Annotated in this window: 23 protein-coding genes; 19 read left to right on the forward strand and 4 right to left on the reverse strand. The window is 71.8% G+C overall.

Annotated features, from left to right (window positions below; genetic code table 11):
* Positions 1-19 precede the first annotated feature (19 nt).
* The 13 genes from rsfS (at position 20) to FQY64_RS08185 (ending at position 12,072) form a co-directional block, all read left to right on the forward strand.
* Positions 20-433: a ribosome silencing factor gene (gene rsfS / locus FQY64_RS08125; RefSeq protein WP_146473723.1), complete on the forward strand. Its 414-nt coding sequence runs from the start codon at positions 20-22 to the stop codon at positions 431-433.
* 90 nt (positions 434-523) lie between these two features.
* Positions 524-937 carry a hypothetical protein gene (locus tag FQY64_RS08130; RefSeq protein WP_146473725.1) on the forward strand — a complete coding sequence of 138 codons (414 nt, stop codon included), beginning with the start codon at positions 524-526 and terminating at the stop codon, positions 935-937.
* Positions 938-1,191: 254 nt separating this feature from the next.
* Complete coding sequence (rlmH, locus tag FQY64_RS08135; RefSeq protein ID WP_146473727.1) at positions 1,192-1,662, forward strand: 23S rRNA (pseudouridine(1915)-N(3))-methyltransferase RlmH; 471 nt, start codon at positions 1,192-1,194, stop codon at positions 1,660-1,662.
* Between the two features lie 88 nt (positions 1,663-1,750).
* Positions 1,751-3,250 (forward strand): sodium/proline symporter PutP, encoded by a 1,500-nt coding sequence (gene putP, locus FQY64_RS08140; RefSeq protein ID WP_146473729.1) that lies wholly within the window; start codon positions 1,751-1,753, stop codon positions 3,248-3,250.
* Positions 3,251-3,272: 22 nt separating this feature from the next.
* Positions 3,273-4,247, forward strand: a complete 975-nt coding sequence (gene miaA, locus FQY64_RS08145) for a tRNA (adenosine(37)-N6)-dimethylallyltransferase MiaA (RefSeq protein ID WP_146473731.1) — start codon at positions 3,273-3,275, stop codon at positions 4,245-4,247.
* 110 nt (positions 4,248-4,357) lie between these two features.
* Complete coding sequence (hfq, locus tag FQY64_RS08150; protein ID WP_146473817.1) at positions 4,358-4,651, forward strand: RNA chaperone Hfq; 294 nt, start codon at positions 4,358-4,360, stop codon at positions 4,649-4,651.
* A gap of 111 nt (positions 4,652-4,762) precedes the next feature.
* A complete protein-coding gene (gene hflX / locus FQY64_RS08155) occupies positions 4,763-6,058 on the forward strand; it encodes a ribosome rescue GTPase HflX (protein WP_146473733.1) in 1,296 nt (431 codons plus the stop codon).
* 121 nt (positions 6,059-6,179) lie between these two features.
* Positions 6,180-7,280: an FtsH protease activity modulator HflK gene (hflK, locus tag FQY64_RS08160; protein WP_146473735.1), complete on the forward strand. Its 1,101-nt coding sequence runs from the start codon at positions 6,180-6,182 to the stop codon at positions 7,278-7,280.
* Complete coding sequence (gene hflC / locus FQY64_RS08165; RefSeq protein WP_146473737.1) at positions 7,277-8,140, forward strand: protease modulator HflC; 864 nt, start codon at positions 7,277-7,279, stop codon at positions 8,138-8,140. Before hflK ends, hflC begins: the two co-directional genes overlap by 4 nt.
* Positions 8,140-8,328: a DUF2065 domain-containing protein gene (locus tag FQY64_RS08170; protein ID WP_146473739.1), complete on the forward strand. Its 189-nt coding sequence runs from the start codon at positions 8,140-8,142 to the stop codon at positions 8,326-8,328. The genes hflC and FQY64_RS08170 overlap by 1 nt, the downstream gene beginning before the upstream one ends.
* A 411-nt stretch (positions 8,329-8,739) precedes the next feature.
* Positions 8,740-10,032 (forward strand): adenylosuccinate synthase, encoded by a 1,293-nt coding sequence (locus FQY64_RS08175; RefSeq protein WP_146473741.1) that lies wholly within the window; start codon positions 8,740-8,742, stop codon positions 10,030-10,032.
* A 146-nt stretch (positions 10,033-10,178) separates the two neighbouring features.
* Positions 10,179-11,588 (forward strand): glutamate--tRNA ligase, encoded by a 1,410-nt coding sequence (gene gltX / locus FQY64_RS08180; RefSeq protein ID WP_146473743.1) that lies wholly within the window; start codon positions 10,179-10,181, stop codon positions 11,586-11,588.
* Between the two features lie 4 nt (positions 11,589-11,592).
* The gene (locus FQY64_RS08185; protein WP_146473745.1) at positions 11,593-12,072 is read left to right on the forward strand and encodes a transcriptional repressor; all 480 of its coding nucleotides are present in this window, start codon (positions 11,593-11,595) and stop codon (positions 12,070-12,072) included.
* Positions 12,073-12,424: 352 nt separating this feature from the next.
* On the opposite strand, the gene FQY64_RS08190 is transcribed toward FQY64_RS08185, so the two are convergent.
* Positions 12,425-14,581, reverse strand: a complete 2,157-nt coding sequence (locus FQY64_RS08190) for a TonB-dependent receptor (RefSeq protein WP_146473747.1) — start codon at positions 14,579-14,581, stop codon at positions 12,425-12,427.
* Between the two features lie 67 nt (positions 14,582-14,648).
* Here FQY64_RS08190 and FQY64_RS08195 point away from each other — a divergent pair, with 67 nt between their 5' ends.
* Positions 14,649-15,044, forward strand: a complete 396-nt coding sequence (locus tag FQY64_RS08195; protein WP_146473749.1) for a MerC domain-containing protein — start codon at positions 14,649-14,651, stop codon at positions 15,042-15,044.
* A 93-nt stretch (positions 15,045-15,137) separates the two neighbouring features.
* Positions 15,138-15,326 (forward strand): 30S ribosomal protein THX, encoded by a 189-nt coding sequence (locus tag FQY64_RS08200; RefSeq protein ID WP_146473751.1) that lies wholly within the window; start codon positions 15,138-15,140, stop codon positions 15,324-15,326.
* Between the two features lie 316 nt (positions 15,327-15,642).
* Here the strand turns inward: FQY64_RS08200 and FQY64_RS08205 are convergent, their stop codons facing one another.
* Together FQY64_RS08205 and hutI are read right to left on the reverse strand one after the other, a co-directional pair.
* Positions 15,643-16,842, reverse strand: coding sequence for a dipeptidase (locus FQY64_RS08205; RefSeq protein ID WP_146473753.1), 1,200 nt, complete (start codon positions 16,840-16,842; stop codon positions 15,643-15,645).
* A 72-nt stretch (positions 16,843-16,914) separates the two neighbouring features.
* The gene (hutI, locus tag FQY64_RS08210) at positions 16,915-18,138 is read right to left on the reverse strand and encodes an imidazolonepropionase (protein WP_146473755.1); all 1,224 of its coding nucleotides are present in this window, start codon (positions 18,136-18,138) and stop codon (positions 16,915-16,917) included.
* 56 nt (positions 18,139-18,194) lie between these two features.
* On the opposite strand from hutI, the gene FQY64_RS08215 reads away from it, so the two are divergent.
* From FQY64_RS08215 to FQY64_RS08230, 4 genes are all read left to right on the forward strand, one after another.
* On the forward strand, positions 18,195-19,442 hold the full coding sequence (locus FQY64_RS08215) for a formimidoylglutamate deiminase (RefSeq protein WP_146473757.1): 1,248 nt from the start codon (positions 18,195-18,197) through the stop codon (positions 19,440-19,442).
* A 126-nt stretch (positions 19,443-19,568) separates the two neighbouring features.
* Positions 19,569-21,212, forward strand: coding sequence for a serine hydrolase (locus FQY64_RS08220; RefSeq protein WP_146473758.1), 1,644 nt, complete (start codon positions 19,569-19,571; stop codon positions 21,210-21,212).
* Positions 21,209-22,486: a sensor histidine kinase gene (locus FQY64_RS08225; RefSeq protein ID WP_146473760.1), complete on the forward strand. Its 1,278-nt coding sequence runs from the start codon at positions 21,209-21,211 to the stop codon at positions 22,484-22,486. The genes FQY64_RS08220 and FQY64_RS08225 overlap by 4 nt, the downstream gene beginning before the upstream one ends.
* Complete coding sequence (locus FQY64_RS08230) at positions 22,483-23,232, forward strand: LytR/AlgR family response regulator transcription factor (protein ID WP_146473762.1); 750 nt, start codon at positions 22,483-22,485, stop codon at positions 23,230-23,232. Before FQY64_RS08225 ends, FQY64_RS08230 begins: the two co-directional genes overlap by 4 nt.
* 2 nt (positions 23,233-23,234) lie before the next feature.
* On the opposite strand, the gene FQY64_RS08235 is transcribed toward FQY64_RS08230, so the two are convergent.
* Positions 23,235-24,026 (reverse strand): isocitrate lyase/PEP mutase family protein, encoded by a 792-nt coding sequence (locus tag FQY64_RS08235; protein WP_146473764.1) that lies wholly within the window; start codon positions 24,024-24,026, stop codon positions 23,235-23,237.
* Positions 24,027-24,068: the final 42 nt, after the last annotated feature.

Genomic DNA, 24,068 nt, shown 5'->3' on the forward strand with positions numbered 1-24,068 from the left:
CCGCAGCAGAGCCGCGCACTTGACCAGCCCAGCCCACGTCATCCGCACCCAGCTCCCGAATCCCCCGCCGCCGATCGAGGTCCTGCTGAAGACCGTCCACGCCGCGGTGGAGGACCTGAAGGCCAAGGACGTCGTCGAGATCGACGTGCGCGGCAAGAGCAGCGTCACCGACTTCCTGGTCATCGCCTCCGGCACCTCGACCCGGCACGTCAAATCGATCGCCGACCAGGTCATCAAGTTCGCCAAGAACCTCGACGTGATGCCGCTCGGCGTGGAAGGCGAGCGCGAGGCGGAATGGGTGCTGGTGGATCTGGGCGATGTGGTGGTCCACGTGATGCTACCGCGCGTGCGCGAGTTCTACGCGCTCGAGCGGCTGTGGACGGTGGGCGACCAGCGTCCCGACGAACCGGTCACCGAGGACGACCGGGGGTGACGACAGCCTCGATCCGGATACCGTACAGCTTGACGGGGGGGCGGCAGGTTTTTGAGCGCCGCTTGATGGCGTCATTCAAGGAGGAAGCTCATGAGACAGCATCTGTTTGTTGTTCTGATGGTGTTGGCCGGGGTTCTCCTGGCCGACAGTCCGGCGCGGGCGCAGAACGTCACCAACTGCACCAACGGCTGCTACATCTCGACGTGCAGCAGCGGAGTCTGCACGGTGTGGTACTGCAATTCCGCGGGTTGCCGCATCGTGGGTAGTTACCGGCAACAACCACGGACGGCTTCGACCCCTGTCCAGCCCCGTCAGTTGCCCGAAGGTGGTCCCGCCGCCTTCAATCAGGTCTGCAACATCGACGTTGGCGACAAATGCCCGATCCAGACTTGTGTCGGCGACAAATGCACCGTCTCGATCTTCGATGGGCAGCGTTTCCTTCCCCTGACGCAGACCGAAAACGTCGAGCATCTGATCAGGCGTGCGCCTTCGCCCAGGCCCTAGCTGCGATGTTTCAAGAGGTTGTTCTCCTCTGATCGGTGGTGGACGCTGATGTCGCCAAACGAACAGCGTCCATCCGCGAGGGGGACAACCATGCACAAGAATGCGCGCCTGACCCCGAAGGGTGGCGAGGTCCCGGTCGGTTGTGCGACTGAGGCCGTCCGGGGGCTGTTGGCCCTTGCGGTCGACGGATCGTCGCGGCTGCGCAAGTCCGGCGGGGTTCGTCGGTGTGACCTTGCGGTTGCTACGATGCGTGCATGAGGGCCAAGCTCATCGCCGTCGGCGAACGCGCGCCGGCCTGGGTGGCCGCCGGCTTCGGCGAGTACCGCAAGCGTCTGTCGCACTGGCTGCCGCTGGACCTGGTGGAGATCGAACCCGGCCTGCGCGGCAAGGGACGCGATGCCGCGCGCGCGATGGCGGACGAGGGCGCGCGCGTGCTCGCCGCGTTGCCGAAGCAGGCGATCGTGGTGGCGCTCGACGGCCGCGGACGGGCGTGGTCGTCGGCGCAACTGGCGCAACGGCTCGAACACTGGCGCGCGCAGGGGCGCGACCTCGCGCTGCTGATCGGCGGTCCCGAGGGCCACGCGCCGGACGTGCTGGCGCGCAGCGACGAGCAGTGGTCGCTCGGGCCGATGACGTTGCCGCACATGCTGGTGCGTCTGATCGTCGCCGAGCAGCTCTACCGCGCGGCGGCGATGCTGGCCGGACATCCCTACCATCGCGCCTGAGTCGCGCGCGCGGCGCGGCGGCGCGCCGGCCCTCCGTACCCGGTTCGCGTCCGTTAAGCTTCGGAACCCGCCTCCGACGGAACGTCCGATGACCGCGCAAACGCCCCTGCTGGTGACCTTCGCCGTCTATCTCGCGGCGATGGTGCTGATCGGCTTCGTCGCCTGGCGCGCGACGCGCAGTTTCGACGACTACATCCTCGGCGGCCGCTCGCTCGGCAGCTACGTCACAGCGCTCGCGGCGGGCGCGTCCGACATGAGCGGCTGGCTGCTGATGGGTCTGCCCGGCGCGCTGTATCTGAGCGGCGTGTCGGGGGCATGGATCGCGTTCGGGCTGATCGTCGGTGCGTGGGCGAACTGGAGGTTCGTCGCCGGGCCGCTGCGCGTGTACACGGAGCGCACGCGCAACGCGCTGACGCTGCCGGACTACTTCACCCACCGTTTCGACGACCGCCGGCGCGTGCTGCGCGTGCTGTCGGCGCTGGTGATCCTGGTGTTCTTCGCGGTGTACTGCGCCAGCGGCATCGTCGCCGGCGCGCGCCTGTTCGAGAGCGTGTTCGGCGTGCCCTACGCGCAGGCGCTGTGGTGGGGCGCGGCGGCGACCATCCTGTACACGCTGGTGGGCGGGTTCCTTGCGGTGAGCTGGACCGACACCGTGCAGGCGACGCTGATGATCTTCGCGCTGATCCTGACGCCGATCGTGGTCATCGTCAGCAGCGGCGGGCTCGGCACCAGCCTCGCGCTGATCGGGCAGGCCGATCCGCTCAAGTTCGACTGGTTCAAGGGCGGGCAGCTCGGCGCGATCGGCGTGATCTCCCTGCTGGCCTGGGGCCTGGGCTACTTCGGGCAGCCGCACATCCTGGCGCGCTTCATGGCCGCCGGCAGCCTCGCCACCATTCCCAAGGCGCGCCGGATCGGCATGACCTGGATGATCCTCTGCCTGCTCGGTGCGATGGCGGTCGGCTTCTTCGGCAACGCCTACTACGCGCAGCATCCGGAGCAGGCCGGACCGGTCGCGGAGAACGCCGAGCGCGTGTTCATCGCGCTGGCGCAGCAACTGTTCAATCCGTGGGTGGCCGGCGTGCTGCTGTCGGCGATCCTGGCCGCGGTGATGAGCACGCTGTCGGCGCAACTGCTGGTGTGTTCGAGCGCGCTGACCGAGGACTTCTACCGCGGCTTCCTGCGGCCGAAGGCGGGCCAACGCGAGCTGGTGTGGGTGGGCCGCGCGGCGGTGCTGGGCGTAGCGCTGCTGGCGATCTGGATCGCGCGCGATCCGGACAGCCGTGTGCTCGGACTGGTGGCCTACGCGTGGGCGGGCTTCGGCGCCGCGTTCGGACCGGTGGTGCTGATCTCGCTGTTCTGGAAGCGCATGACCCGCAACGGCGCGCTCGCCGGCATGGTCGCCGGCGCGCTCGGCGTCATGCTGTGGAAGTGGCTGTTCGCCGACACCGGCCTGTACGAGATCATTCCGGGCGTGATCGCCGCGGTGGTGGCGATCGTGGCCGCCAGTCTGCTCGACCGTCCGCCGCCGGCCGACGTGCAGGCGCGCCACGAGCAGGTGCGGCTGACGCTGAAGGAGAACGGCTACTGAGCCGTCGCGCATCGGTGCGGCGATGAACGACGCGCGCCCGCTCGCGATCGCGCTGATGGGCCCGACCGCCTCGGGCAAGAGCGCGCTCGCGCTCGAATGGGCCGAGCGCCTGGGCGGCGAGATCGTCAGCGTCGACTCGGCGCTGGTCTATCGCGGGCTCGATGTCGGCGCCGCCAAGCCGAGCGCCGCCGAACGCGCGCGCGTGCCGCATCATCTGATCGACGTGCGCGAACCGTGGCAGCCGTACTCGGCCGCCGAGTTCGCCGAGGACGCCCGCCGCGCGCTCGAGGCGATCGCCGCGCGCGGGCGCGTGCCGATCCTCGCCGGCGGCACCGGACTTTACTTCCAGGCGCTGCTGCGCGGCCTGGCGCCGATGCCCGAGGCCGATCCGTCGGTGCGCGCGGCGATCGCCCGCGAGGCCGACGAACGCGGCTGGCCCGCCTTGCACGCCGAACTGGCGGCGGTCGATCCCGACGCCGCCGCGCGCATCCAGCCCACCGACCCGCAGCGCATCCAGCGCGCCCTCGAAGTCTGGCGGCTCAGCGGCAGGCCGATCAGCGCCTGGCGCCGCGAAGCGCCGCGCGCCCGCCTGCCGTTCCGGCTGCTGCGGCTGGCGCTGGTGCCGCAGGATCGCGCCTGGCTGCACGAGCGCATCGCCGCGCGCCTGGACGCGATGCTCGCCGACGGCTTCCTCGACGAGGTACGCGTCCTGCGCGCGCTGCCGGCGCTGCGCGCGCATCCGGATCCGCTGTCGCTGCCGGCGTTGCGCGCGGTCGGCTACCGCCAGGCCTGGGAACACCTCGAGGGCCGCTACGGCGCCGACGAGTTCCGCGCCCGCGTGCTGCACGCCACGCGCCAGCTCGCCAAGCGCCAGATCACCTGGCTGCGCGGCGAGCTCGACGTGCGGATGCTCGACCCGCGGCGGCAGGCCGGCGAAATCGAGACGGCGTTCCGCCTCTTCGTCGGCGGTCGCGACGCGCACGTCGCGACGGCGTGAGTTGCGATACCATCGGGACGATCCGCGTCGCGGGGGCGACGAATGGCGATGCGGGCAGGCCGGAGCGCAGCGACCGGCCGGATAACGATAACCATACCTGGGGGAAACCCATGTCCAAGGGACAGTCTTTGCAGGATCCTTTCCTGAACGCCCTGCGCCGTGAGCGCGTTCCGGTGTCCGTCTACCTCGTCAACGGCATCAAGCTGCAGGGCACGATCGAATCGTTCGACCAGTTCGTCGTGCTGCTTCGCAATACCGTCAGCCAGATGGTCTACAAGCACGCGATCTCCACCGTGGTGCCGTCGCGCAACGTGCGCGTCGGTCCGGGCGGCGGCCATGTCCAGGCCGCGCACGACGCCGGCGCCGCGGGCGGCGCCGAGCCGGCCGCCGAAGAGGCCGAATGAACGGCGGCGCGCCGCCCTCTTGCCTCGGCGGCGGCGCGCCCCCATTGCCTCCCCACCCGTAGGGAGGCGCCGCTCCGGCGCCCCGCGTGGCGAAGGAGCCGATCTCCCCCGATGTTCGAACGTTCCCGCAAGGGCGAGCACGCGCTGCTGATCCAGCCCCATGCCGGCGGCCCGCCCGAATCGGACGTGGTCGACGAGTTCATCGACCTGGCGCGCTCGGCCGGCGCGACGGTGGCCGCGGTGATCCCCGCCCGCATCGACCGCCCCAACGCCGCCACCCTGATCGGCAGCGGCAAGCTGGAGGAGGTCAAGGCCGCGGTCGAGGCGACCGGCGCCGATCTGATCCTCGTCAACCATCCGCTCACGCCAGGCCAGGAGCGCAACCTGGAGAAGGCGCTGCAGCGCCGGGTGGTCGACCGCACCGGGCTGATCCTGGACATCTTCGCCCAGCGCGCGCGCAGCCACGAAGGCAAGCTGCAGGTCGAGCTGGCGCAACTGCGCCACATGGCCACGCGGCTGGTGCGCGGCTGGACCCACCTGGAGCGCCAGCGCGGCGGTGCGATCGGCCTGCGCGGCCCAGGCGAGACCCAGCTCGAAACCGACCGCCGCCTGCTGCAGAAGCGCATGGAGCAGCTCCAGAAGCGCCTCGACAAGGTCGAGGTGCAGCGCACGCAGATGAAGCGCGCGCGGCTGCGCAGCGAGCTGCCGCGGGTGGCGCTGGTGGGCTACACCAACGCCGGCAAGTCGACCCTGTTCAACGCGCTCACCGGTGCCGGCGCCTACGCCGCCGACCAGCTCTTCGCCACCCTCGATCCCACCGTGCGGCGCATCGACCTGCCCGGCGGCGGCGCGGTGCTGGCCGACACGGTCGGCTTCGTGCGCGACCTGCCGCACGAGCTGGTGGCCGCGTTCCGCTCGACCCTCTCGGAAGCGCGCGAGGCCGATCTGCTGCTGCACGTGATCGACGCCGCGGACCCGCATCGCGACGAGCGCGTCGGCCAGGTCGACGCGGTGTTGAAGGAGATCGGCGCGGGCGGGATTCCGCAGTTGCTGGTGTTCAACAAGATCGACCGCCTCGGCGAGGATGGCGCGCAACCGCGGCGCGACCGCGCCGGCGAACGCGAGCGCGTCTGGCTGTCGGCGCGCGAGGGCGCGGGGTTGGCGCTGCTGCGCGAGGCGCTGGCCGACGCGCTGCCGCTGCGCAACGTGCAGGGCGCGCTGCGGCTGCCCCCGGAAGCCGCGCGCCTGCGCGCGCGGCTGCACGCGCTCGGCGCGGTACGCACGGAGGAGGCCGACGAGGACGGCTGGCGGATCGAGGTCGATCTGCCCGAGGCCGAAGCGCAGCGCCTGCTGGCGCAGGAGCACGGCGAGGCCCTGCGCGGGCTGCTGCGGGGGCGGGCGTCGTGAGCGCCCGCCGCGCGCCGCCGGCGCCCGCGTCGCGCTTGCTTGAGGGCCTCACGGGGCCCACCTAGAATCCCGCGACCGGTCGCGATCACGCGCACGGCCGCACCTCACACACGGAGCAGGCATGCCCTGGAATCCCCCTGGCAGCGGCAATTCGGGCGACGGCGAACGCCGGACGCCGCGCGCGCGCGGCAACGGTCCCGGCGGGATCGGGCCGATCATCGACCGGCTCCGCGGCCTGTTCGGCGGCGGCAGCCCGCTGCGCTGGGTCGCGCTCGCGGCAGTGCTGTTCCTGCTGTTCAGCAGCTTCGTGCTGGTCACCGAGCAGGAGCGCGGCGTGGTGCTGCGCTTCGGCCAGTTCTCCCGCGTGCTGCAGCCGGGCCCGCACTTCAAGCTGCCGTGGCCGATCGAGCGCGCGATCAAGGTCAATGCCGAGCAGATCAACACCTTCAACGACAACGTGCCGGTGCTGACCCGCGACGAGAACATCGTGCAGGTCGAGATCAACGTGCAGTACCGGGTGAGCGATCCGCGCCTGTTCCTGTTCGGCACGCGCGACGCGCGGCAGGTGCTGGAGCAGGCCGCGCTGAGCGTGGTGCGCGAGCAGGTGGGCCGGTCCAGCCTCGACACCGTGCTCGGCGCGCGGCAGGCGCTCGCCGCCGCGGCGCAGTCGCAGTTGCAGCGCTCGCTCGACGCGTACGGCGCGGGCCTGGCGGTCACCGAACTGAGCCTGCCGAACGCGCGGCCGCCGGAGGAAGTGAAGCCGGCGTTCGACGACGTCAACAGCGCGCAGCAGGACAAGGACCGCCTGATCAGCGAGGCGCAGGCCTACGCGGCGAAGGTGGTGCCCGAGGCGCGCGGCGAGGCCGCGCGCACGCGCACCGTGGCCGACGGCTACAGGACCGCGATGATCGCGCGCGCCACCGGCGACGCGCAGCGCTTCAACGCGTTGGTGGAGCAGTACAAGCAGGCGCCCGAGGTCACCCGCAAGCGTCTGTGGCTGGACGCGGTGCAGCAGATCCTCGCCGGCAACCGCACGATCGTGGGCGCCGATTCGCGCCAGCTTCTGTACGTGCCGATGCCGGCCGGCGCGCGCGGGGCGTCGTCCACCGCGCCGGCGCTGCCGCTGGAGCGCCTGGCGCCGGCGATCGCCACACCGGACGAGAACGACGTCCGCAGCGGACGCACGCCGCGTCCGGCCGGCCGGGAGGAACCGTCGCGATGAAACTGTCCGCCTGGGTCGCCCTTGCGGTGGCCGCCCTGTTCGCCGTGATGGGATCGGTGTTCGTCGTGCCCGAAGGCCACACCGCGATCATCTTCAACCTCGGCCGCGTATCGCGCACCGATCTCGGCCCCGGCCTGCATTTCAAGGTGCCGCTGGTGGAGAGCGTGCGCGTGTTCGACCGCCGCCTGCAGGTGCTGCCGGCCGAGCCCGAGCGCTATCTGACCTCCGAGCGCAAGGACGTGAGCGTGGACTTCTTCGCGGTCGGGCGGATCCAGGACGCGCGCGCGTTCTTCCGCGCCACCGGCGGCGACGAGAAGACCGCCGTCGACCGTCTGGCGCCGATCATCCGCGAGGCGCTGCGCAACGAAATCAACGCGCGCACGCTGCAGCAGGTGGTGTCCGGCAACCGCGCCGAGGTGGTGCAGCGCCAGTTGGATGCGATCAATCGCGCCGCGGCCACGCTCGGCGTGCGCATCGTCGATCTGCGCATCAAGCAGATCGACCTGCCGACCGACAGCCAGGTCATCAAGGACGTCTACCGCCGCATGAGCGCGCAGCGCCAGCAGGTCGCCAGCCGCCTGCGCGCGGAAGGCGAGGAGCAGGCCAACCAGATCCGCGCCAAGGCCGACCGCGACCGCGCCGTGATCCTCGCCGAGGCCGAGCGCGACGCCCAGCGCCTGCGCGGCGAGGGCGACGCCGAGGCCGCCCGCATCTACGCCGAGGCGGCCAACCGCGATCCGGCGTTCTTCGCCTTCCAGCGGAGCCTGGAGGCCTACCGGCAGGCGTTCGCCAACGGCGACACCGTGATCGTGCTCGACAAGGACGACCCGTTCCTGCAGTACATGAAGTCCGACCGCTGATGGCCCGCGAACTGCTGTCGGCGCTGTGTCTGGTCGCCGTGATCGAGGGGCTGTTCCTGTTCGCCGCGCCGAACGGCTGGCGGCGCGCGGCGGAGCAGTTGCACGCCATGCCGAACCGGCAACTGCGGACGTTCGGGGCGATCGTCGTGGCGGCCGGGCTGGGGGCGCTCTGGCTGGTCCGTAGCTGAGCCGTGGCGGGCGGTGGCCCCGCCCCCCGAAAACCCGGATAATGCACAAAAGCCGGCCGGGGTCTTCCCGCCGGCTTTTGTTCGTGTGGCGGTCCGCAGCGTTCGCGACCAGGGAATGGGTCGGTCAGTGGCGGTCATCGGCGCCCGGTGGGGGTGAGGACGAGCGCTTGCGCGGCACGGCCGCGCGCTCGTCCGAACGCCATGCGCGCTGCGCATGGCGGGTCGCCCCGTGTAGAGAAGCAGCAGGACTTGGAGATGCGGTAATGGGTCAGTCAGTGGTGGTGATCGGCGCCCAGTGGGGGTGAGGACGAGCGCTTGCGCGGCACGGCCGCGCGCTCGTCCGAACGCCATGCGCGCTGCGCATGGCGGGTCGCCCCGTGTAGAGAAGCAGCAGGACTTGGAGATGCGGTAATGGGTCAGTCAGTGGTGGTGATCGGCGCCCAGTGGGGCGACGAGGGCAAGGGCAAGATCGTCGATCTGCTCACCGAGAACATCGGCGCCGTGGTGCGCTTCCAGGGCGGCCACAACGCCGGCCACACGCTGGTGATCGGCGGCAAGAAGACCGTGCTGCACCTGATCCCCTCCGGCATCCTGCGCGAGGGCGCGCTGTGCCTGATCGGCAACGGCGTGGTGCTGTCGCCGGCGGCGCTGCGCAAGGAGATCGAGGAGCTGGAGGCCGAGGGCATCGACGTGCGCTCGCGCTTGAAGATCAGCCCGGCCACGCCGCTGATCATGCCGTACCACATCGCGCTCGATCAGGCGCGCGAGAAGGCCGCCGGCGGCAAGGCGATCGGCACCACCGGCCGCGGCATCGGCCCGGCCTACGAGGACAAGGTGGCGCGCCGCGGCATCCGCGTGGCCGACCTGCATTACCCCGAGCAGCTCGCCGAGAAGCTGCGCGTCGCGATGGACTACCACAACTTCGTGCTGACGAAGTATCTGGGGGTCGGGGCGCTCGATTACCGGAAGACGCTCGACGAAGCGCTCGCCTTCGGCGAGTACGTCGAGCCGATGAAGTCCGACGTCGCCGGCATCCTCCACGAGCTGCGCAAGCAGGGCAAGCGCGTGCTGTTCGAAGGCGCGCAGGGTTCGCTGCTGGACATCGACCACGGCACCTATCCGTACGTCACCTCGTCGAACACCACGGTGGGCGGCGCGCTCGCCGGCACCGGCGTGGGCGCCGATGCGATCGATTACGTGCTCGGCATCGCCAAGGCGTACGCCACCCGCGTCGGCGGCGGCCCGTTCCCGACCGAGCTCGACGACGAGATCGGCCAAGGCATCCGCGATCGCGGCCACGAGTACGGCGCGACCACCGGCCGCCCGCGCCGCTGCGGCTGGATGGACATCGTCGCGCTCAAGCGCGCGGTGGCGATCAACGGCATCACCGGCCTGTGCATCACCAAGCTCGACATCCTCGACGGGATGGAGAAGCTGAAGATCTGCATCGCCTACGAGTACCGCGGCAAGCGCACCGAGTACGCGCCACTGGACGCGGCCGGCTGGGAGGAATGCACGCCGGTATACCTCGAGTTCCCGGGCTGGCAGGAAAGCACCGCCGGCATCACCGAGTGGGAGAAACTGCCGGCCGCGGCGCGCGCGTACCTGCGCGCGCTCGAGGAGCTGGCCGGCTGCCCGCTGGCGATCGTCAGCACCGGCCCGGACCGCGACGCCAACATCATCCTGCGCGACCCGTTCGCCTGACACTCCCTCCCCTGCGAAGGCAGGGGAGGGTTGGGGAGGGGTGAGGTCGGATCCAGCGTCACCCCCTCCCGGCCTTCCCCTGCAGAGCAGGGGGAGGGGAAATCGTTTCCTCGCGTCAGCGAGGGCTTCACCCGGAACATCGACGCATGACCTGCCGCACCCGCTTCGCTCCTTCCCCCACCGGCTACCTGCACATCGGCGGCGCCCGCACCGCGCTGTACTGCTGGCTGGAAGCGCGCCGCCGCGGCGGCCAGTTCATCCTGCGCATCGAGGACACCGACCGCGAGCGCAGCACCGACGCCGCCGTGCAGGCGATCCTCGATGGCATGGCCTGGCTGGGCCTTTCGCACGACGAAGGCCCGATCTTCCAGACCGCGCGCATGGAGCGTTACCGCCAGGTGGCGAGCGAGCTGGTGCAGGCCGGCAAGGCGTACTACGCCTACGAGACGCGCGAGGAACTGGAGGCGATGCGCGAGCAGGCGCTCGCCGAGGGCCGCAAGCCCCGCTACGACGGCCGCGCGCGCGAGCTGAACCTGCCCGACCGCGACGACCCCAACAAGGTCATCCGCTTCAAGAACCCGCCGTCGGGCGAAGTCGCGTTCGACGACAAGGTCAAGGGCCGCATCGTCTGGCAGAACGAGGAGCTGGACGATCTGGTCATCGTCCGCTCCGACGGTTTCCCGACCTACAACTTCGCGGTCGTCATCGACGACATCGACATGCGGATCACCGACGTGATCCGCGGCGACGACCACGTCAACAACACGCCGCGCCAGATCAACCTCTACCACGCGCTGGGCGCCACGCCGCCGGCGTTCGCGCACCTGCCGATGATCCTCGACAACGAGGGCAAGAAGCTGTCCAAGCGCACTAACGCGGTGTCGGTGATGGAGTACCGCGACCTCGGCTACCTGCCGCACGCGGTGCTGAACTACCTGGTGCGGCTGGGCTGGTCGCACGGCGACCAGGAGATCTTCTCGATCGAGGAGATGATCCGGCTGTTCCGCATCGACGACGTCAACCAGTCGGCGGCGCGCTTCGACACCGCCAAGCTCGGCTGGCTCAACCAGCACTACCTGAAGACCGACGATCCGCGCGCGGTGGCGAAGCACCTGGTCTGGCACCTCGAGCAGGAGGGCTACGACCTGAGCCGTGGCCCGGATCCGGCCGACGTGGTGGTGGCGCTGCGCGAGCGCGTGCAGACCCTGCGCGAAATGGCCGACCGCGCGCGCGTCTGGTACCACCCGATCGACCGCTACGACGCCGCCGCGCTGACCAAGCACCTCACCTTCGCCGCGCGTGCGCCGCTCGGCGAGGCGCGCGAGCGACTGGCGACCCTGCAGCCGTGGAGCCCGGACGCGATCAACGCGACCCTGCAGGCGATCGCCGCCGACCTCGGCATCGGCATGGGCAAGATCGCCCAGCCCATGCGGGTGGCGATCACCGGCACCCAGGTCAGCCCCGACATCGGCCATACCGTCTATCTGGCCGGCCGCGAGGAAGCGCTGCGGCGGATCGACGCCGCGCTCGAACGCACGCCGGCTGCGGCAGAATGAGCGCATGGCGCCGCACTGCACCGATCCGCACCACCACGTCGACGATGGCGATGCCTTCGTTGCCGAGGTGGAGCGGGCGTGCGAGGCGCGCGGATTGCGGCTGACGCCGATCCGCGCCCACGCGCTGCGCCTGATCGCCGACGCCGGCCGGCCGATCAAGGCCTACGAACTGCTGGACCGGATGAAGGCCACGCACGACGCCGCCGCGCCGCCGACGGTGTACCGCGCGCTCGACTTCCTGCTCGAGCACGGCTTCATCCACAAGCTCGCCTCGATCAACGCGTTCGTCGGTTGCCACCATCCCGGCGGCGCGCAGCACGCGGTGCCGTTCCTGATCTGCGACCGCTGCCAGAACGCGATCGAGCTGGAGGACGAGCGCATCGTCGAGATGCTCGACGCCCGCGCGCGCGATCTCGGCTTCGCGCCGAGCGCGCAGACGCTGGAAGTTCGCGGCGTCTGCGCCGCCTGCGCGCGGCAATCCTGAGCCTGCAGAGCGGCTTCGGCCGCGACCCCTGCTGCCATTGCGGCAGCGACGGCCCCCGCCCGACCGATACGGCCCCGCCCGTCCGATGGGGCTCGGGCGCAAATGGGCCCCGGCATGCGCCGGGGCGACGGGGTTTGGATACAGCGTGCGAACCGGCGGCGAGGCCGCTCACTTCCGCTCGTCACCCGGCGAAGGCTCGCGTCCGTCAGCCCGGCGAACGCCGGGCTCCATTTCGACGGCACTTTGCCGGCCTCCAGCGCAATGGGTCCGGTGCTTGCGCCGCGGCGACGGGGTCGACGGATGCGGGCATCGCTTCAGCACCGGCTCCGATCCTGTCTGCCGGGAATCACCCTCAGAAGAACACGCGCACGCCGAAACTCACGTTGCGCCCCGGCAGCGGCGCGAGATCCTTGAGGAAGGACGTGTGCGGGCGCGCTTCACGGTCGGTGAGGTTGTTGCCGTCGAGGAAGAGCTCCCACGCGTTGCCGCCGGCCGTATCGCGGTGCCAGGCGATGTGCGCATCGACCAGCGTGTAGCCGGCGGTTTCGTCCTCGAAGGCGGCGACGCGGTCCTGCCGGAAATAGCGCACCGCGCCGAGCGCCGCGCGCCAGCCGTCGCGCTCCCAGCGGAGTTCGCCGCCGAGGCGCGGCGCGGCGATGCGCGGCAGGTCGCCGCGCGGCGCCAGCGTCACCGTGTAGTCGTCCGCATGGTCCTCGTGCGGGATGGCGAAGCTCACCGTGCGCGGTTGGCCTCCGGCCAGCCGTCCGCGCACCACATCGCCGAACGCGCGCAGGTTCCAGGCGCCGCTGGCGTTCTCGGCGAAGGTCCAGTCGATCTCCGCTTCGGCGCCGCTGAAGCGCGCGTCGCTCTGCGTCCACGCGCGCGCCGGCGTGTCGTCCTCGACGATGCCGGTGTCGGCGAGATAGATGAAGTCGGCGTACCGCACGTGGTAGATCGAGGCGCCAACGCGCAGCCGCTCGCCGTGCCAGTGCAGGCCCAGCTCGGCACGGTTCGCCGTTTCCACATCCAGCGCGGGATCGCCGAACTCGAAGCTCTGCGTGGCCACGTGCAGGCCGTCGGAGTACAGCTCCTCGGCGCCGGGCGTGCGCTGCGCGTGGTCGAGGCCGAAGGTCAGGTGCAGGCGCTCGTCGAAGTGCCAGCGCAGCGAGGCGGAGACGCTGGTGGCGTCGAAGCGGCGCGGGGCGCCGGCGATGTCGGCATCGACCTCGTTGCGGTCGCGGCGCAGGCCGAGCTCCAGGCCGAGCGGGCCGAACTCGCGCTGGCCGACCCAGAACACGCCGACATCGCGCGAACGCGATCCCGGCACGAACGCTTCCTCGCCGATGGCGACGAAGTCGCGGTCGACCCATTGCGCGCCGAACGCGCCGCTCCAGCCGCCCCAGTCGTGCACCAGTTCGACGCGACCCTCGAGGGTGTCGTTGTCGAACACGGTGCCGACGTCGTCGCCTTCGAACTCGGTATGGGTGTACTCGGTGCGCGCCAGCTTGACCCGCAGACTCTCGAACACGCCGAGCCCGTCCAGGCCGCCGCGCAGCTCGGCGCGATGCTGCTCCAGCGCGATGCGCACGCCGCCTTCGCCGTGCGCGGCTTCCTCGCCTTCGCCGTCGTCCTCCTCATGGCCGTGCGCATGGCCGGGGACGCCGTAACGGGTGTCGAACAGACCGTAGCTCGCGCCGAGGAAGCCGCGCTCGCCGGTCCACGACACGCCGAGCGCGCCGCTGCTGGTGCGCACGGCGCTGTTGGGCAGACGGCCGCGCAGGGCGGGGTCCGGCGTCTCGCCTTCCTCCGCGAGCAGGCGCGCGCTTTCGGCGTAGCCGGGGATGTCGTAATCGCCGGTCTCGCGCTGCAGCGCGTCGAAATGCACGTTCAGGCCGTAATCGGTGGCGCCGTCGAGCCGGACCATGCCGGTGCGTTCGTCGTTGACGGTGCCGCCGCGCAGTTCGGCACGCCCGCCGAACGGCCGATCGGGCGCCTGCTCGGGAATGCGGCCATCGACCACGTTGACCGCGCCGCCGATCGCGCCGCTGCCGTAGAGCAGCGTGGCCGGCCCCTTGAGCACTTCGATCTGGTCGGCCAGGAACGGCTCGATGCTCACCGCGTGATCGACGCTGACCGTGGAAACGTCGCCGGAGGACAGGCCGCCGCTCAGCACCTGCACGCGCGCGCCTTCCAGGCCGCGCACGATCGGGCGGCCCACGCCGGGGCCGAAGTAGGACGACTGCACGCCCGGCAGCCGCTCGACGGTGGCGCCGAGCGAGTTCGCCTTGCGTTCGTCCAGACGCTCGCCGGCCAGCACCTCGACCGGGCGCGTCAGCTCTTCCGCCGTGTGCCGCAGCGGGCTGGCGGTCACCACGACGTGGTCCAGCTCGGTGGGACTCGTGTGGCGCGGATCGTCCTGCGGAGCCGGCGCGGCGACCGCGGGCAGCGCAAGGGACAGGGCGAGGAACAGGGCGGTGCGGGACGGCGTCAAGGGAGTCCTCATCGGCATGGGGTACACTGCGGGTCGACAAGGGAATGTTATAATGTTTCAAAAGCGATCGCCCCCAACGAAAGTCATGCCCGCTCCCTCCGCCCTCCGCCGCGCCGATCGCGTGGGCTTCGCCGCCTCGTTCCTGTGCGCGGTGCACTGTGCGCTGCTGCCGGTCGCGCTCGCGCTGGCGCCGTCGCTGGGTCTCACGCTGGGCGGGTGGATCGATTTCGACCAGGCGTTCGTGGTGTTCGCCACGCTGCTGGGGGCGACCACGCTGACGCTCGGCTGGCGCCGTCACCGCCTGTTCGGCGCCTGGGCGTTGCTGCTGCCGGGGCTGGCGCTGGTGTGGCTCGGCGCGTTCACACCGCTGCACGACCACACGCTGACCCACGTGCTGGTGATGACCGTCGGCGGCCTGCTGCTGGCCGGCGCGCATCTGATGAACATCCGCCTGTCCCATGCGGTGGCGCGACGGGACTGAGCGCGCCGGGGGCTCCGTGGCGCGGGCGTGATAACATTCGCCGCTTTCCGGCCTGAGCGCCGCACCCGCATCACGTACCGAGGAATCACGCACATGGGCAAGGGCGACCGCAAGACCGCCAAGGGCAAGCGTTACAACTCCAGCTACGGCAACGCCCGGCCGAAGTCGCCGGCGGCCCGGAAGGCCGCGGGCGCGGCCGCGCCGGTCGCCAAGAAGGCCGCGGCGAAGACCGCCGCCAAGGCGCCGGCCAAGAAGGTCGTCGCGAAGAAGACCGCCGGCTGAGTCCTCTCGCCGCGGCGCACGTGCGAAGCCCCGCTCCGGCGGGGCTTCGTCGTTTCAGGCGGCTACGACGCCGATCCTGTGTGAACCCCTCCCCCCGCTTGCAGGGGGGTGTTTCCTCCCCCTGCTTGCAGGGGGAGGTTGGGAGGGGGTAAAGCCGGTCGCCGACCGACGCGGGCTGCCGACACAACCCCTCCCCAGCCCTCCCCTGCACGCAGGGGAGGGAGTGTCTCCTCCCCCTGCTTGCAGGGGGCGAGGCGGGTGCCTTGCCTGACGCAGGAATCAGGCGCGCTCACCGCCCTTCGGCGGGCCTGAGGTCTCAGCGTTTTTCCGCGCGCGCCTCGACCTCGCGCCAGACGCGCAGCAGGTTGCCGCCCAGGATCTTGCGCAGGCGCTCGTCGGAGTAGCCGCGCTGGCGCAGCGCCTCGATCAGGTTCGGGTAGTCGGCCACCGATTTCAGCCCGACCGGCAGCGCGCCGCCGACGCCGTCGAAATCCGAGCCGATGCCGACGTGGTCCTCGCCCAGCAGCTTCACCGCATGGTCGATCTGGGCCACCACCTGCTCGATGCGGGTTTCCGGCTTCGGATGCGCGGCGTCCCATTCCGCGTCGAACTGCGCGAGCGTCTTCGCCGGCGTCTCGCCGCGCGCCCTGGCGGCCTCGAGTTCGCGCTGGAACGCCGCCAGCGCGCGGAAGTAAGCGGTGGTGTCGGCGGCTGCGCGGGCATCGATGAAGCCGCTGCCGAACACGATCTGCACCACGCCGCCGTTCTTGGCGATCGCTTTCGCCAGCGCGTCGCTCAGGTTGCGCTCGAAGCCCGGAGTGAAGCGCCGCATGCCGGAATGGCTGGCGATCACCGGCGCCTTCGTCACCCGCAGCACGTCGCGCACCGCATCGTCGGACAGATGCGACACGTCGACCATGATGCCGAGCCGGTTCATCTCCTTGACGACCTGCTCGCCGAACGGGCTGAGGCCGCCGTGCGGGCGATCCAGCGAATACGAGCCGTCGGCGATGCGGTTGCTGTGGCTGTGCGCGAGGGTGACGTAGCGCACGCCGCGGCGATGGAAGACTTCGAGCTGCGCCAGATCGTCGCCGATCGGCGCGCCGTTCTCCATCCCGAGCGCGAGCAGCACGCGGCGGTTCTGGCTCAGGCGCTCGACGTCGGCCGGCGAGCGCAGCAGCGCGAACCGGTCGGGATGACGCGCGGCGAGCGCCTCGACCGCATCGATCTGCATGTGCGCCTTCTGCCGCGCGGTACCGGCGGCGTCGTCCTCCGGCGAGGTGTAGATCGACATGAACGCGACATCGAGCCCGCCCTGGCGCGCGCGCGGGTAGTCGAACTCGACGCCCGGCGCATCCACGCCGAGGTCGCGCCATTGCTTCATCAGCTCGCTCGGGGCGTCGATGTGGGTGTCGACGATGATCGCCTCGCGCGCGAAGCGCTGCGCCGCGCTCAGCGGCTCGTCGGCATGGGCGGTGGCGGCGATCAGCAGGAGGCTGGCGAGGGCGGTGCGCATTGCGTCGCTCCGGGATGGGCTGGAGCGAGCATAGCCGAGGGCGCGTGCGTGGCCGGCGGTGTCCGGATGTGCCTACAGCGGTTCCTGCAGTCGGTGGCCGCCTGCATAGACCGCTTCGGCCCACCGGCCGCCGAGCCAGTAGCACAGCTCGGCCGGGTGCCGGATGTTCCACTGCACGAAGTCCGCGCGCATGCCCACGCGCAGCGCGCCGCGGTCGGCGAGGCCGAGCGCGCGCGCGGCGTGCACGGTGGCGCCGCGCAGTGCCTCCTCCGGGGTGAGGCGGAAATGCGTGCAGGCGAGCTGCATCGCCTGCCGCAGCGACAGCAGCGGCGAGGTGCCGGGATTGCAGTCGGTCGCCACCGCCATCGGCACGCCGTGCGCGCGGAACAGGTCCAGCGGCGGCAGCTTCGTTTCGCGCAGCACGTGGAACGCGCCCGGCAGCAGCACCGCGACCGTGCCGGCCTGCGCCATCGCGCGCACGCCGGCTTCACTGGTGTGTTCGACGTGGTCGGCCGACAGCCCGCCGAACTCCGCCACCAGCGCCGCGCCTTCGAGATCGCTGAGCTGGTCGGCGTGCAGCTTCACCGGCAGCCCGAGCGTGCGCGCGGCCTCGAACAGGCGGCGGGTCTGATCTGGCGAGAAGCCGATGCCCTCGCAGAACGCGTCGACCGCATCGACCAGTCCCTCGGCATGCAGCCGCGGCAGCCAGTCGATCGCGGCGTCGATGTAGTCGTCGGCACGGCCGGCGTATTCCGGCGGCAGCGCATGCGCGGCAAGGTAGCTGGTGCGCACCGCGATCCCGAGCGCCTCGCCGATCCGCCGCGCCACGCGCAGCATCCTGCGCTCGCTGGCGAAGTCGAGGCCGTAGCCCGACTTGATCTCGAGCGCGGTGACGCCGTCGGCCACCAGCATCCGCGCGCGGGCGATCGACTGCGCAAGCAGCGCGTCCTCGTCGGCCTCGCGGGTGGCGCGCACGGTCGAGAGGATGCCGCCGCCGGCGCGCGCGATCGCCTCGTAGCTGGCGCCCTGCAGGCGCATCTCGAACTCCGCCGCGCGGTCGCCGGCGAACACCAGGTGGGTGTGGCAGTCGATCAGGCCGGGCGTGATCCAGCCGTCGGCCTCGATTACTTCGCGCGCCAGCGCGTGCGGATCGCCGGGCAGCGCGGTGCGCGGGCCGACGAACGTCAGCACGCCGTCGCGCCAGCCGAGCGCGCCGTCGCGGATCTCGCCGTAGCCGGCGGGCGCATCGAGGGTGGCGAGCGAGGCGCCGAGCAGGAGGCCTTCGAAGTGCGTCATGGCGGCGATTCTACGGGGCATTGCCGCGCCACCGCCCCGACGCGCGAGAATGCGCCATGCACGCCACCACCCCCCTTGTCGCCACCACCGCCGACGGCCGCTGGACGCTGCCCGGCATCGCCAACCTGCACTCGCACGCCTTCCAGCGCGCGATGGCCGGACTGGCCGAGCGCCAGACCGACCCCGCCGACAGCTTCTGGACCTGGCGCGAGACGATGTACCGCTTCGCCGCGCGCTTCGATCCGGACACCCTGCACGCGGTCGCCGCGCAGCTCTACGCGGAGATGCTCGAGGCCGGCTACACCGCGGTCTGCGAGTTCCACTATCTGCACCACGACCGCGACGGCAGCCCGTACGCCGACCGCGCGGCGATGTCGCGCGCGCTGATCGCCGCCGCGCGCGAGACCGGCATCCGGCTCACGCTGCTGCCGGTGCTGTACATGAGCGGCGGCTTCGACGGCCGCGCGCTGGGCGAGCGCCAGCGCCGCTTCGCGCACGACGTCGACGAGTACCTGCACCTGCTCGATCTGTTGCGCGACGAGGAGGACGAACGCGTGCGCCTCGGCTGCGCGCTGCACAGCCTGCGCGCGGTGCCGCCGGAGGCGATGCGCGCGGTGCTCGACGCGCTGCCGCACGGGATGCGCGTGCACATCCACATCGCCGAGCAGGTGGCGGAAGTGGACGAGTGCGTGGCGCTGCGCGGCGCGCGGCCGGTCGAATGGCTGCTCGCCAATGCCGAAGTCGACGCGCGCTGGACGCTGGTGCACGCCACCCATCTGAGCGAGGCGGAAGTGCAGGGCCTCGCGCGTTCGGGCGCGACGGTGGCGATCTGCCCGACCACCGAGGCGAACCTCGGCGACGGCCTGTTCCCGCTGCGCCCATTCCTCGATGCCGGTGGGCGCTGGGGCATCGGTTCGGATTCGCACGTGTCGGTGTCGCCGGTGGAGGAACTGCGCTGGCTGGAATACGGCCAGCGCCTGGTGACGCGCCGGCGCAACATCGCGGTGGCCGACTCGCCGAGCGTGGGCGAGTCGCTGCTGCGCGGCGTGGTCGACAGCGCCGCGCAGGCCACCGGTTTCGACGACCTCGCGCGCGACCGCATCGTGCTGGACGCGGCTGCGCCGGCGCTGGCGGGCGCCACCGCGCAGGACGTGATCGACCGCTGGGTGTTCGCCGGCAACCGGCCGCTGGTGGAGACGGTGGAGGTTGGCGGCGAGCGCGTCGTCGAGGACGGGCGCCATCGCGATGCCGGCCGGATCGCCGCGCGTTACCGGCAGGCGATGGAACGCCTGCTGTCCGACTGAGCGGGCAGGCGGTTCGCGCCGTCCACGTGCGCGTTCGCGTCCGCGGTACGGGCGTCCGTCGCAAACCGGCGCGCGCGCAGGCGCCGCGCGCCACGCTGGACGTCCCCGAACCGCAAGGAATCCGCCGTGACCTGCAACCCCCTGCTGCTCGCTTCCCTGCTCGCCGCCAGCCTGCCCGCGCACGCGATGAGCGGCGGGGAACTCGCCGCCGCGCTCGACAAGCGCCTGCGCGGCGACCGTACCGGCGCCTGCGTCGCCGCCGCGGTGATCGAGGACGGCCAGGTCAGCCGCGCGTTCGTCTGTGCCGATCCGCGCGCCCGTCGGCTCGACGAGCGCAGCGCGCTGGAGATCGGTTCGGTGACCAAGACGATGACCGCCACGCTGCTGGCGCAACTGATCGGCGAGGGCAAGGCTTCCCTCGACGACCCGCTGGCCAAGTACCTGCCGCCCGGCACGCGCGTGCCGGAGTTCGACGGGCAGCCGATCCGGCTGCGCCATCTCGTCACCCACACCTCGGGCCTGCCGGCGCTGCCGCCGGACATGCCGATCGCCGATCCCGACGACCCTTACGCGCAACTCGCGCCCGAGGCATTGCTGGCCGCCCTGCAGAAGACCACGCTCGGCCGCGCCCCCGGCACGCAGGTGGAATACTCCAACTACGCGATGATGCTGCTGTCCTACGCGGTGGCGCGCACCGCGGGAAGCGATTTCGAGAGCGCGCTCGATGCGCGCCTGTTCCGGCCGCTCGGCATGCATGGCGCGTACGTGCGCCGGAACCCCGCGGGCGTGCGGCCGGCGAAAGGCCATCTGCCGAACGGCCGGGTCACGCCGGCGTGGACGATCCACCCCGAGCTGTCGGGTGTCGGCGGCGTGCGTGCCACGCTCGACGACATGGTGCGTTACGTGCAGGCGCAGTTGGGCGGCAGCGGCGATCCGGCGCTCGATGCGGCGATCCGGATGACGCAGGCGCCCATCCCGCTGCCCGACGGCCGCCCCGGCGCCATGAACTGGATGCGCCAGCCGTGGGCGAACGGCACGCTGTACGCGCACGAGGGCGGCACGGGCGGCTTCTCGTCGCTGGTGGCGTTCGTGCCGGAGCAGAAGCGCGGCGTGGTGATCCTTTCCGATACCGCGTTGACGTCGCTGGGCGGTCTCGGCGCGATCGCCATGCACCTGCTCGATCCGTCGGTGCCGCTGCCGCCGCCGCGCAAGGCGGCGCGCGCGCCGCTCGAACTGCTCGACGCGCTCGCGGGCGAATACGTGCTGGGCGAGGCTCTGCGGGTGAAGCTGTGGCACCGCAAGGGCGTGCTATACGGGCAGGCGCAGGGACAGCCGGTGTTCGAGTTCGGCTATGACGATGCCGGCGATTTCTTCCCGTTGAAGCTCGATGCGCTGCTGTCGCCGCGGCGGCAGGCCGATGGCCGCTACGGCTTCGTCTGGAGCCAGGGCGGTGGCGAGATGACCGCACGGCGCGTCGAGCCCGCGCCCGCCCGCGCGCCGTACGCGATGACGCCCGAAGCGCTGCAGGCGTATGTCGGCCGCTATCCGCTGATGCCCGGCTTCGCGCTTGCCGTGAGCGTGCGCGACGGGCGCCTGCACGTGCAGGGCACCGGCCAAGCCCCGCTGCCGGTGGATCCGGTCGGGAAGGACGTGTTCGTGGCCGACGCGGTCGGCGCCGAGCTGCGTTTCGAGCGCGACGCCTCCGGCGGCGTGGTCGCGGTCACCCTGGTGCAGCATGGACAGCGTCTGCGCGGAGAGCGGGAGCGGTGAACGATCGCGATCCCTTGCGGGAGCGGCTGCCGCCCGACGTCGTGGTGGGCGGTGGCCTGCCGTGGAGCCGCTACCGCCAGTACCCCGTCTTCAGCCTGCCGTGGCTGCGCGGACGCACGCTGCTGTTCGCCGCGGTGATCGCGGCGATGGCGCTGCTGTCCGGCTTCGGCATCGGCTTCGTCGCGCGCGATTACCGCATCGGCGCGCTGGTGGCCGCCCACACGTTCGCCGCGTTCCTGCTGATGGCGGCGGCCGGACCTGCGCTGGCGACGTGGGTACGGCATCGCCGCTGGCCGCTGCGGCGCGAGCGCACCGGCGTGGTCGTGGCCGTGCTGCTGGGCATCGGCGCGAGTTTCTTCGCCGACGAATGGGCCTCGGCGTACATCGATCGCCAGGTCGAGGCGGCGTTGCCTGCGCGCGATGCGGGGCGCGTGGAGGTGCACTTCGGTGCGCCGCGCGGCGCCGCGCCGGGCGCGGCCGAGGTCCGCCGGCGGCCGCAGTCGGCGCCGCCGCTGGAGCGCGCGCTGGCGCTGAGCGTGAACGTGCTCGTACTGCTGGTGATCTACGGCCTGTTCGGCGGCGGACTGGCGCTTCGCGCCTACTTCGGCGAACAGCGCCGCTGGGAGGACAGCCGACGCGATCGCGAACTGGCCGCACTGCGCGAACAGAAGCGCGGCGCCGAGCTGCGCCTCGGCGTCCTGCAGGCGCAGGTCGAGCCGCACTTCCTGTTCAACACCCTCGCCGCGGTGCGCGCGCTGGTCCGCGAGCGGCCGGCGCAGGCGGAGGAAACGCTCGACGCGCTGGTGGCCTACCTGCGCGCCAGCATTCCCCGCATGCGCGATCGCGTCGGCGTGCTCGACGGCACCCTCGGCGATCAGGTCGACCTGTGCGCGCACTATCTCGACGTGATGCGCGTGCGCACCGGCGGCCGCCTGCGCTACGCCATCGACGTCGTCGCACCGCTGCGCGCGCTGCCGTTTCCGCCGCTGCTGCTGATCACGCTGGTCGAGAACGCGGTGAAGCATGGCGTCGAACCCAAACCCGGGCCGGGCTGTGTCGAACTGCAGGCCGAGCAGCGCGCTGGCCGGCTGCACGTGCGCGTGCTCGACGACGGCGTCGGGCTGCGGCCGGATGCACTGTCGACCGGGATGGGCCTGGCCAACGTGCGCGAGCAGCTCGCCGCGCTGTACGGGGCGCGCGCTGCCCTGCGCCTGCGCAGGCGCGCGCCGCAGGGCACACTGGCGGAACTGGAGCTGCCGCTGGAGGGGGCATGACCGCGGTTTCCGCCCTGATCGCCGAGGACGAGGCTCCGCAGCGGGAAGCGCTTCGCGCGATGCTGGCGGCGCTGTGGCCGCAGCTCGAGCTGCGCGTGTGCGAGGACGGCATCGCCGCGCTGGAAGCGGTGGCGGCATGGCGTCCGGCGGTCGCCTTCCTCGACGTCCGCATGCCCGGTGTGACCGGACTGGACGTGGCGCGCGCGGTCGCCGGCTACGGCGGGCTGGTGGCGTTCACCACCGCCTACGAAGAACACGCCGTGCGCGCGTTCGAGGCCGGCGCGGTCGACTACGTGCTCAAGCCGGTGACCCGCGAGCGGCTGGCGCGGACCGTCGAGCGCCTGCGCGCGCGCCTGCAGTCCGGCGCGTCCGCGCCCGCCCTGGAGGCCCTGGAGGCGGCGCTGAAGCCGCGCGGCGAACGCCTGATCCGGTGGATCACCGCCAGCATCGGCGACAGCGTGCGCATGATCGGCATCGACGAGGTGATCTACTTCCAGGCGCAGGACAAGTACGTGCGCGTGGTGACGCCCGAAGGCGAGGCGCCGATCCGGCGGCCGCTGCGCGAACTGCTCGACGGGCTCGACCCGGACGTGTTCTGGCAGGTGCACCGCGGCATCGTCGTGCGTGTGGCCTCGATCGAACGGGTCCGCAAGGACGAACTCGGCCGCCACGTTCTCCATCTGCGGGGGCGCGACGAGCGGTTGCCGGTCAGCAGCGCGTTCCTGCACCGTTTCCGCGGCATGTGAGGTCAGGCGAACAACCCGTTGAGCGTGGCGAAATCCAGCCCCGGCTCGAACAGCGGCGCCGGATCGCCGCCCAGCCAGGCGGCGGCGGCCCGCTGCGCGGCGGTGTAGGCGCGGTAGAACAGCCACGGGCCGAGGCTGATCCGGCACACGCCGGCGGCGTGCAGCGCGTCGATCGACGCCATGCCCGGGCGCGCCATGACGTTCAGCCGCAGGGCCACCGCCTGCGCGATCGCGCGGGCCGCTTCGGCGTCCAGCAGACCCGGCACGAAGCCGCCGTCGGCGCCCGCCTCGCGATAGCGATGCAGCCGCGCGGCCGTCTCGCGCACCGCCGCGTCGCCCTCGGCCAGTCCGCGCAGGTACACGTCGGTGCGCGCATTGACGAACAGCGGCGTTGCGCGCAGGCGCGCGCGGATGGCGCGGATCTTCGCCGCCAGACGTTCCGGATCGCCGCTGCCGTCCTCCAGGTTGATGCCGACCGCGCCGGCGTGCGCGACCGCCTCCGCCAGCGCCGCCACCGCCTCCGGATCGTCGCTGTAGCCGTCCTCGATGTCGGCGGTCACCGGCACGCGCACCACGCGCACGATGTCGGCCAACGAGGACAGCAGCGCCTCGCGCGGCAGCGCGCCGCCGTCGGCATATCCGCGCGACCACGCCACCGCGGCGCTGCTGGTGGCGATCGCGGGGGCGCCGGCCTCCTGCAGCAGGCGCGCGCTCGCGGCGTCCCAGGCGTTGGCCAGCAGCAGCGGGCGTGGGCCTTCGTGCAGTTCGGCGAAGCGGGCGTGCAGTGCGGACATGAAGAGCTCCCTGAGGTGTCGAAGAGGGACGCGGCGTCGGAC

The sequence above is a fragment of the Vulcaniibacterium thermophilum genome (assembly GCF_007923255.1).
GTDB classification, from domain to species: Bacteria; Pseudomonadota; Gammaproteobacteria; order Xanthomonadales; family Xanthomonadaceae; genus Lysobacter_F; species Lysobacter_F thermophilum.

Bases quoted from the DNA above. Each gene is read 5' to 3' on its own strand.
- FQY64_RS08130 (WP_146473725.1), top strand. From the start codon at position 524: ATGAGACAGCATCTGTTTGTTGTTCTGATGGTGTTGGCCGGGGTTCTC.
- rlmH (WP_146473727.1), top strand. From the start codon at position 1,192: ATGAGGGCCAAGCTCATCGCCGTCGGCGAACGCGCGCCGGCCTGGGTG.
- putP (WP_146473729.1), top strand. From the start codon at position 1,751: ATGACCGCGCAAACGCCCCTGCTGGTGACCTTCGCCGTCTATCTCGCG.
- miaA (WP_146473731.1), top strand. From the start codon at position 3,273: ATGAACGACGCGCGCCCGCTCGCGATCGCGCTGATGGGCCCGACCGCC.
- hfq (WP_146473817.1), top strand. From the start codon at position 4,358: ATGTCCAAGGGACAGTCTTTGCAGGATCCTTTCCTGAACGCCCTGCGC.
- hflX (WP_146473733.1), top strand. From the start codon at position 4,763: ATGTTCGAACGTTCCCGCAAGGGCGAGCACGCGCTGCTGATCCAGCCC.
- hflK (WP_146473735.1), top strand. From the start codon at position 6,180: ATGCCCTGGAATCCCCCTGGCAGCGGCAATTCGGGCGACGGCGAACGC.
- hflC (WP_146473737.1), top strand. From the start codon at position 7,277: ATGAAACTGTCCGCCTGGGTCGCCCTTGCGGTGGCCGCCCTGTTCGCC.
- FQY64_RS08170 (WP_146473739.1), top strand. From the start codon at position 8,140: ATGGCCCGCGAACTGCTGTCGGCGCTGTGTCTGGTCGCCGTGATCGAG.
- FQY64_RS08175 (WP_146473741.1), top strand. From the start codon at position 8,740: ATGGGTCAGTCAGTGGTGGTGATCGGCGCCCAGTGGGGCGACGAGGGC.
- gltX (WP_146473743.1), top strand. From the start codon at position 10,179: ATGACCTGCCGCACCCGCTTCGCTCCTTCCCCCACCGGCTACCTGCAC.
- FQY64_RS08185 (WP_146473745.1), top strand. From the start codon at position 11,593: ATGGCGCCGCACTGCACCGATCCGCACCACCACGTCGACGATGGCGAT.
- FQY64_RS08190 (WP_146473747.1), bottom strand. From the start codon at position 14,581: ATGCCGATGAGGACTCCCTTGACGCCGTCCCGCACCGCCCTGTTCCTC.
- FQY64_RS08195 (WP_146473749.1), top strand. From the start codon at position 14,649: ATGCCCGCTCCCTCCGCCCTCCGCCGCGCCGATCGCGTGGGCTTCGCC.
- FQY64_RS08200 (WP_146473751.1), top strand. From the start codon at position 15,138: ATGGGCAAGGGCGACCGCAAGACCGCCAAGGGCAAGCGTTACAACTCC.
- FQY64_RS08205 (WP_146473753.1), bottom strand. From the start codon at position 16,842: ATGCGCACCGCCCTCGCCAGCCTCCTGCTGATCGCCGCCACCGCCCAT.
- hutI (WP_146473755.1), bottom strand. From the start codon at position 18,138: ATGACGCACTTCGAAGGCCTCCTGCTCGGCGCCTCGCTCGCCACCCTC.
- FQY64_RS08215 (WP_146473757.1), top strand. From the start codon at position 18,195: ATGCACGCCACCACCCCCCTTGTCGCCACCACCGCCGACGGCCGCTGG.
- FQY64_RS08230 (WP_146473762.1), top strand. From the start codon at position 22,483: ATGACCGCGGTTTCCGCCCTGATCGCCGAGGACGAGGCTCCGCAGCGG.
- FQY64_RS08235 (WP_146473764.1), bottom strand. From the start codon at position 24,026: ATGTCCGCACTGCACGCCCGCTTCGCCGAACTGCACGAAGGCCCACGC.